Annotated in this window: 6 protein-coding genes; 1 reads left to right on the forward strand and 5 read right to left on the reverse strand. The window is 63.1% G+C overall.

The annotated features are described in order from the left end of the window. Window positions 1-37: 37 nt before the first annotated feature. From asd to leuC, 5 genes are all read right to left on the reverse strand, one after another. Window positions 38-1,159 carry an aspartate-semialdehyde dehydrogenase gene (asd, locus tag AWB81_RS29630; protein WP_062640263.1) on the reverse strand — a complete coding sequence of 374 codons (1,122 nt, stop codon included), beginning with the start codon at window positions 1,157-1,159 and terminating at the stop codon, window positions 38-40. A gap of 81 nt (window positions 1,160-1,240) precedes the next feature. Further along, window positions 1,241-1,390, reverse strand: a complete 150-nt coding sequence (locus AWB81_RS45895; protein WP_159938955.1) for a hypothetical protein — start codon at window positions 1,388-1,390, stop codon at window positions 1,241-1,243. A gap of 156 nt (window positions 1,391-1,546) precedes the next feature. Further along, complete coding sequence (gene leuB, locus AWB81_RS29635; protein WP_062640265.1) at window positions 1,547-2,614, reverse strand: 3-isopropylmalate dehydrogenase; 1,068 nt, start codon at window positions 2,612-2,614, stop codon at window positions 1,547-1,549. A 26-nt stretch (window positions 2,615-2,640) separates the two neighbouring features. Then, window positions 2,641-3,291 carry a 3-isopropylmalate dehydratase small subunit gene (gene leuD / locus AWB81_RS29640; RefSeq protein WP_062640267.1) on the reverse strand — a complete coding sequence of 217 codons (651 nt, stop codon included), beginning with the start codon at window positions 3,289-3,291 and terminating at the stop codon, window positions 2,641-2,643. Window positions 3,292-3,324: 33 nt separating this feature from the next. Next, on the reverse strand, window positions 3,325-4,734 hold the full coding sequence (leuC, locus tag AWB81_RS29645; RefSeq protein ID WP_062640269.1) for a 3-isopropylmalate dehydratase large subunit: 1,410 nt from the start codon (window positions 4,732-4,734) through the stop codon (window positions 3,325-3,327). Window positions 4,735-5,054: 320 nt separating this feature from the next. On the opposite strand from leuC, the gene AWB81_RS29650 reads away from it, so the two are divergent. Next, window positions 5,055-6,707, forward strand: coding sequence for a mechanosensitive ion channel family protein (locus tag AWB81_RS29650; RefSeq protein ID WP_087135278.1), 1,653 nt, complete (start codon window positions 5,055-5,057; stop codon window positions 6,705-6,707). Window positions 6,708-6,855 lie beyond the last annotated feature (148 nt).

The following is a 6,855-nucleotide window of genomic DNA, read 5'->3' on the forward strand; positions in this document are numbered from 1 at the left end:
TTTCATGACTCCGCGCGTCGTTGGCGCGTAGTTTACTTCACTTGTCGAGCAGAATGCGCAGCATCCGGCGCAGCGGCTCGGCGGCGCCCCACAGGAGCTGATCGCCGACCGTGAACGCCGACAGATACTCGCCACCCATCGCCAGCTTGCGCAGACGGCCGACCGGCACGGTCAGCGTGCCCGTCACGACCGCCGGCGAAAGATCGCGCATCGACGCTTCGCGCTCGTTCGGCACGACCTTCACCCAGTCGTTCGCCGACGCCAGAATGCCGTGCACTTCGTCGAGCGGCACGTCTTTCGTGAGCTTGATCGTGAGCGCCTGCGAATGACAGCGCATCGCGCCGATCCGCACGCACAGGCCGTCGACCGGCACCGAACCCGGTTCGCCCATCGCCGGCCTGCCGAGAATCTTGTTGGTTTCGGCGCCGCCCTTCCACTCTTCCTTCGACATCCCGTTGCCGAGATCCTTGTCGATCCATGGAATCAGCGAGCCGGCGAGCGGCACGCCGAAGTTGTCGGTCGGCATGGCGTCGCTGTTCATCGTCGCGAGCACGCGGCGGTCGATATCCAGAATGGCCGACGACGGATTCGCCAGTTCTTCCTTCACCGAGCCGTGCAGCGCGCCCATCTGACTAAGCAGTTCGCGCATGTTCTGCGCGCCTGCGCCCGACGCGGCCTGATAGGTCATGGCCGTCGTCCATTCGACGAGGTTCTCGCGGAACAGGCCGCCGAGCGCCATCAGCATCAGGCTGACCGTGCAGTTCCCGCCGATGAAATTCCGGCCGCCCGCAACCAGCGAATCCTTGATGACGTTCAGGTTGATCGGATCGAGGATGATGACCGCATCGTCCTTCATGCGCAGCGACGACGCCGCGTCGATCCAGTAGCCGTTCCAGCCCGCCGCGCGCAGCTTCGGGTAGACCTCGTTCGTGTAGTCGCCGCCCTGGCAGGTGATGATGGCGTCGCACTTCTTCAGGTCGTCGATGCTTGTTGCATCTTTCAGCTTCGTCTCGTTTTTAGCGAAAGACGGCGCATTGCCGCCCGCATTGCTGGTGCTGAAAAAAACCGGTTCGATCAGGTCGAAATCGCCTTCCTGCTGCATGCGCTGCATCAGGACGCTGCCGACCATGCCGCGCCAACCAACGAGACCTACGTTCATGACTAACCCTTGAAGTGGACGCTTCCCCGCATCTTTACCCGCTGTGACCGCGCGGGGAAGATGGGCGGACACGACGGACGATCAGCGAATCGTGATCGTTTTGTGGGAGATTTTTGTAATGCGCTTGGCCGCGAGCGAAGCGCCGATGCGCATACCGATGGCGAGACGAATCGCGCGGGCCATTTCGCCGCGTGAGATCGAGTCCAGAGAGATATGAGAGATCTTCGCCATAACAATAGAGTCTACACGATAACGCGCTATTTTCGCCGCGCCTCGCGCGCGTTTCACTGAATTTCACGCGGATCGTGCGCGATAAACGGCGAAAAGAGATGATTTCACGCATTCGGCGGCATCTTGAAAATGCCGCCGAATCGCGTGTCGGGCGCCTTAGAGCGCGGCGAGAACCGCGTCGCCCATTTCCTTCGTGCCGACGGTGCGGCCGTCCTCCGTGGCGATGTCGCCGGTGCGATAGCCCTGCTCCAGCACCTTCTTCACCGCGCTTTCGATGCGGTCCGCCTGCTCCGTCTTGCCGAGCGAGTAGCGCAGCATCATTGCGGCCGAAAGGATCGTGGCGAGCGGATTCGCCACGCCCTTGCCCGCGATGTCCGGCGCCGAACCGTGCGACGGCTCGTAGAGACCCTTGTTGTTCTTGTCGAGCGACGCCGAGGGCAGCATGCCGATCGAGCCCGTGAGCATCGCGGCTTCGTCGGAGAGGATGTCGCCGAACATGTTTCCGGTCACGACCACGTCGAACGCCTTGGGCGCCTTGACGAGCTGCATCGCGGCGTTATCGACGTACATGTGCGACAGCTCGACATCCGCGTATTCCTTCGACACGTCGATCATCACGTCGCGCCACAGTTGCGACGTTTCCAGCACGTTCGCCTTGTCGACGCTCGTCAGCTTCTTCTGGCGCTTCTGCGCCGCCTGGAACGCGACGTGCGCGATGCGGCGCACTTCGGGTTCCGAATAGCGCATCGTGTCGAAGCCTTCCTTCGCGCCTTCGAAGAGCCCGTCCGGCGACGACCGCACACCGCGCGGCTGGCCGAAATAGATGTCGCCGTTCAGTTCGCGGATGATCAGGATGTCCAGACCCGCGACAATTTCAGCCTTCAGCGAGGAAGCCGCCGTCAGTTGCGGATAGCAGATCGCCGGACGGAAATTCGCGAAGAGTTGCAGGTGCTTGCGCAGGCCGAGAATGGCCTGCTCCGGGCGCAGCGCGCGTTCGAGCGAATCGTATTTCCAGTCGCCGACAGCACCGAACAGGATGGCGTCGGCTTCCTTCGCGAGCGCGAGCGTGGAATCCGGCAGCGGATGGCCTTTCGCCTCGTAACCCGCGCCGCCCACCGGCGCCTCTTCGAGTTCGAACTTCTCGCCGAGCGCGTTCAGGACCTTGACCGCCTCGTTCATGATTTCCGGACCGATGCCGTCGCCGGGCAGCACTGCAATCTTCATGTTCTTTCCCTGATGAGTTGGATGGATTAGCGCACGAGCCGGTTGTTCAGCCACGGCTGCTTCGCGAGCCGCTCGGCTTCGAACTGGCGAATCTTGTCCGCGTGACGCAGCGTGAGTCCGATGTCGTCGAAACCGTTCAGCAGGCAGTATTTGCGAAAGCCCGGCACGTCGAACGCGTACTCCGTGCCGTCGCCGGCGCGAACCACTTGTGCTTCCAGATCGACTGTCAACGAATAGCCGACGAACGCGTAGGTTTCGTTGAAGAGCTTGTCGACTTGCTGTTCCGTCAGCGCGATCGGCAGGAGACCGTTCTTGAAGCAGTTGTTATAGAAGATGTCGGCGAAACTCGGGGCGATGATCGCGCGGAAGCCGTATTGATCCAGCGCCCACGGCGCGTGCTCGCGCGAACTGCCGCAGCCGAAGTTCTTGCGCGTCAGCAGGATGGATGCGCCCTTGTAGCGCTCCTGATTCAGCACGAAATCCGGGTTCAGCGGACGCTTGCTGTTGTCCTGGCCCGGCTGGCCGACATCGAGATAACGCCATTCGTCGAACGCATTCGGGCCGAAGCCGGTGCGCTTGATCGACTTGAGAAACTGCTTCGGAATGATCGCGTCCGTATCGACGTTCTCGCGATCCAGCGGCGCCACGAGCCCGCTGTGAACAATGAATTTTTCCATGTCGCTTTACCGGTGAATGTTGTGCGGGCGCGTTCAGGCGAGCTTGCGGATATCGACGAAATGGCCTTCGATGGCCGCCGCAGCCGCCATCGCCGGGCTCACCAGGTGCGTGCGTCCGCCCGCGCCCTGACGGCCTTCGAAATTGCGGTTCGACGTCGAGGCGCAGCGCTCGCCCGGCTCCAGCCGGTCGGCGTTCATCGCGAGACACATCGAGCAGCCCGGCTCGCGCCATTCGAAACCGGCGTCGGTGAAGACCTTGTCGAGCCCTTCGCGCTCGGCCTGCGCCTTCACGAGACCCGAGCCCGGCACGACCATCGCGAGCCGGATATTCGACGCGACGCGGCGTCCGAGCGACTTCACGACGTAAGCCGCGGCGCGCAGGTCCTCGATGCGCGCGTTCGTGCACGAGCCGATGAAAATCTTGTCCGGCCGGATCGATTCGATCGGCGCGTTCGGCTGCAGCGCCATGTAGGTGAGCGCGCGTTCCATCGCGTCGCGCTTGACCGGGTCTTTTTCGCGCTCGGGATCGGGCACGCGGCCGTCGATCGACGTCACCATTTCCGGCGACGTGCCCCAGGTCACCTGTGGCACGATTTCGGCGGCGTTCAGTTCGACCACGCGGTCGAACTGCGCATCCGGGTCCGACTTGAACTGGCGCCAGTATTCGGCGGCCTGCTGGAACTCCGCGCCCTGCGGGGAGAACGGACGGTCCTTCAGGTAATTGATGGTGGTGTCGTCCACGGCGACCATGCCGGCGCGCGCGCCCGCTTCGATCGCCATGTTGCACACTGTCATGCGGCCTTCCATCGAAAGCGCGCGAATGGTGGAGCCGCCGAATTCCATCGCGTAACCGGTGCCGCCTGCCGTGCCGATCTTGCCGATGATCGCGAGCACGATGTCCTTCGCGGTGCAGCCGCGCGGCAACTGGCCTTCCACCTTGATGAGCATGTTCTTGCTCTTTTTCTGCAGAAGCGTTTGCGTGGCGAGCACGTGCTCGACTTCCGACGTGCCGATGCCGTGCGCCAGCGCGCCGAACGCGCCGTGCGTGGACGTGTGCGAGTCGCCGCAGACAATGGTCATGCCCGGCAGCGTCGCGCCCTGCTCCGGCCCGATGATGTGCACGATGCCCTGACGCAGGTCGTTCATCTTGAACTGCGTGATGCCGAACGCATCGCAATTGGAGTCGAGCGTGTCGACCTGCAGCTTCGAGATGGGATCGGCGATGCCGTGCGAGCGGTCCGTGGTCGGCACGTTGTGGTCGGACACGGCCAGGTTCGCGCTGATGCGCCACACCGGGCGCTCGGCCAGCTTCAGGCCCTCGAACGCCTGCGGGCTCGTCACTTCATGCAGCAAGTGACGATCGATATAGAGGATGGACGTGCCATCGTCCTCGGTGTGGATCACATGCGAGTTCCACAGTTTGTCGTAGAGAGTCTGGGCCATGGTGAGCGCTCGAGTTGTGACTGCGGGGTATGTTCTGGGTGTCGGTCGATTATGCCACGCGAAGCGCGCGCGTGTTTCGGCATAACGAGAAAAAACCGATAAGAAACAGGGAGTTGGCTGGTACTCGCGCTACCTGTATCGGCGCTACCCGGATGGTTTTTGCAGCGTTCCTCCACGCGACTTTCACGCGCGCCGTCGCGGAAAAGTGTTTTCTTTCACGGGCTTGTGCGATTCTCGGCATATCGGACATGAAACGGGACAGCGGCTTGAACCATCGCCGCAAAAATCACAACGAACCAAGCGCCTGGAGGACTCACGACATGTCGACGATCGTCCGCTCGATTTCGATGCCCGCACGTGGACTGGCGGCGCTTTTGATGGCTCTGGCTTGTCTTTTGGTCGCTCCGGGCGCCGGCGCGCAGCCGGCCGCCTCGGCACCCGTGGCCGCGTCGGGGACGGTTGCGCCGGCCGCCGAACTCGAATTCATGAACCGCCCCATCGCGACCCTGCGCGCGACGCTCGGCGCCGTCGATCCGGCTTCGCGCGTCGAGAACGCACGCGTCGTGCTGAGCGAACTGCCCGAGGACGCGCTCGGGGCGCCGGTCACGACACTCGCGGGTCAGATGGGCGCGAACTCCGGCGTGATGTTCTACGCGCGCACGCATCCTCTCTTCGCTTACGCGCGCGAAGACACGCTGCCGGCGTCGGGCAGCTTCGAGGCGCAGGTCGCGACCGTCGAAAGCAACCTGAACACCGTGCTCGAGGCGCGTCGCCAGCAGATGCACTGGCCGAACCTCGTGCGGGGCGCGCTGCTGTCGGTGATCGCGTTCGCGGTGCTGCTCGCGCTGATGTGGATCGTGGCGCGACTGCGTTCACGTGTTCATGGCCGTCTGTCGCGCGTGCTGGAGAAACACATCCTGCAGCGCACCTCGAGCAAGTTCGACTGGACCGGCTCCGCCGTGCAACTGACTTCGCAGATCGTGCAGTTGCTCGCAGTGTTCCTGATGTTTTCGCTCGCCTACGTGTGGCTGATTTTCGCGCTCGACCAGTTCCCGCTCACCGCACCGCTCGGCCGGCGCATGAGCGGTTTCCTGCTGCGGCTTCTGACGAAGATCGGTCTGGGCGCGCTCTCGGCGATTCCGGGACTCGTCACGATCGTCGTGATCTTCCTGCTCACTCGCGGTGTGCAGACCCTCCTGCGCAACGTCTTCGATTCGATCCAGCGCCAGCCGCAGTCGTTTCCGGGCCTGCATCCGGAGACGGTGGGCGCGACGCGGCGGCTGCTCGGCGCGGTCGTCTGGGCGATCGCCATCACGTTTGCATATCCGTACATTCCGGGCTCGCAAAGCGATGTCTTCAAGGGCCTGAGCGTGCTGTTCGGCTTCATGCTGACGCTGGGTTCGACGAGCGTCGTCAACCAGATGATGAGCGGCATGGTGCTCGTCTATTCGCGCGCGCTGAGAAAGGGCGACATGGTGCGCATCGGCGCGATGGAGGGACAGGTGATGAGCGTCGATGCGCTCTCGGTGAAGCTCGTCAATCCGAGCCACGAAGAGGTGACGCTGCCGAACTCGCTCGTCGTGAACAGTCCGATCCAGAACTTTTCGCGGCTCGCGGACGAACGCGGCGCGCGCATCGGCGTATCGGTGACGATCGGTTATGACGCGTCGTGGCGCCATGTGCACGCGATGCTCGAAGCCGCCGCCCTGAAGACGCCGCACATCAGGCCGGACCCGGCGCCGTTCGTGATGCAGCGCTCGCTTTCCGATTTCTACGTGGAATATCAGCTGATCGCCGCCCTCGACGATCCCGCGCGGCGCCCGTACATCCTCTCCGACCTGAACGCGAACATCCAGGACGAATTCAACGCGGCGGGCGTGCAGATCATGTCGCCGCACTTCCAAACGCAGCCGGACGAGCCCGTGTTCGTGCCGAAGGAAAACTGGTTCACGCCCCCCGCGACAAAGGGCTGAGACCAAAGAAAAACCCCGGCAAGCCGGTAATGCCGTTCAGTTAAGCACTGGACGGCATTTTAATTTTGGTGCGGGAAGTGGTTGTAAACGTTGCGCCGAGCTGTTAACTTTTCGGAGCGATGCTTGCCAGCCACCTCACCTACCTGAT

Origin of the sequence: Caballeronia arationis (assembly GCF_001544975.2) — a bacterium.
GTDB classification, from domain to species: domain Bacteria; phylum Pseudomonadota; class Gammaproteobacteria; order Burkholderiales; family Burkholderiaceae; genus Caballeronia; species Caballeronia arationis.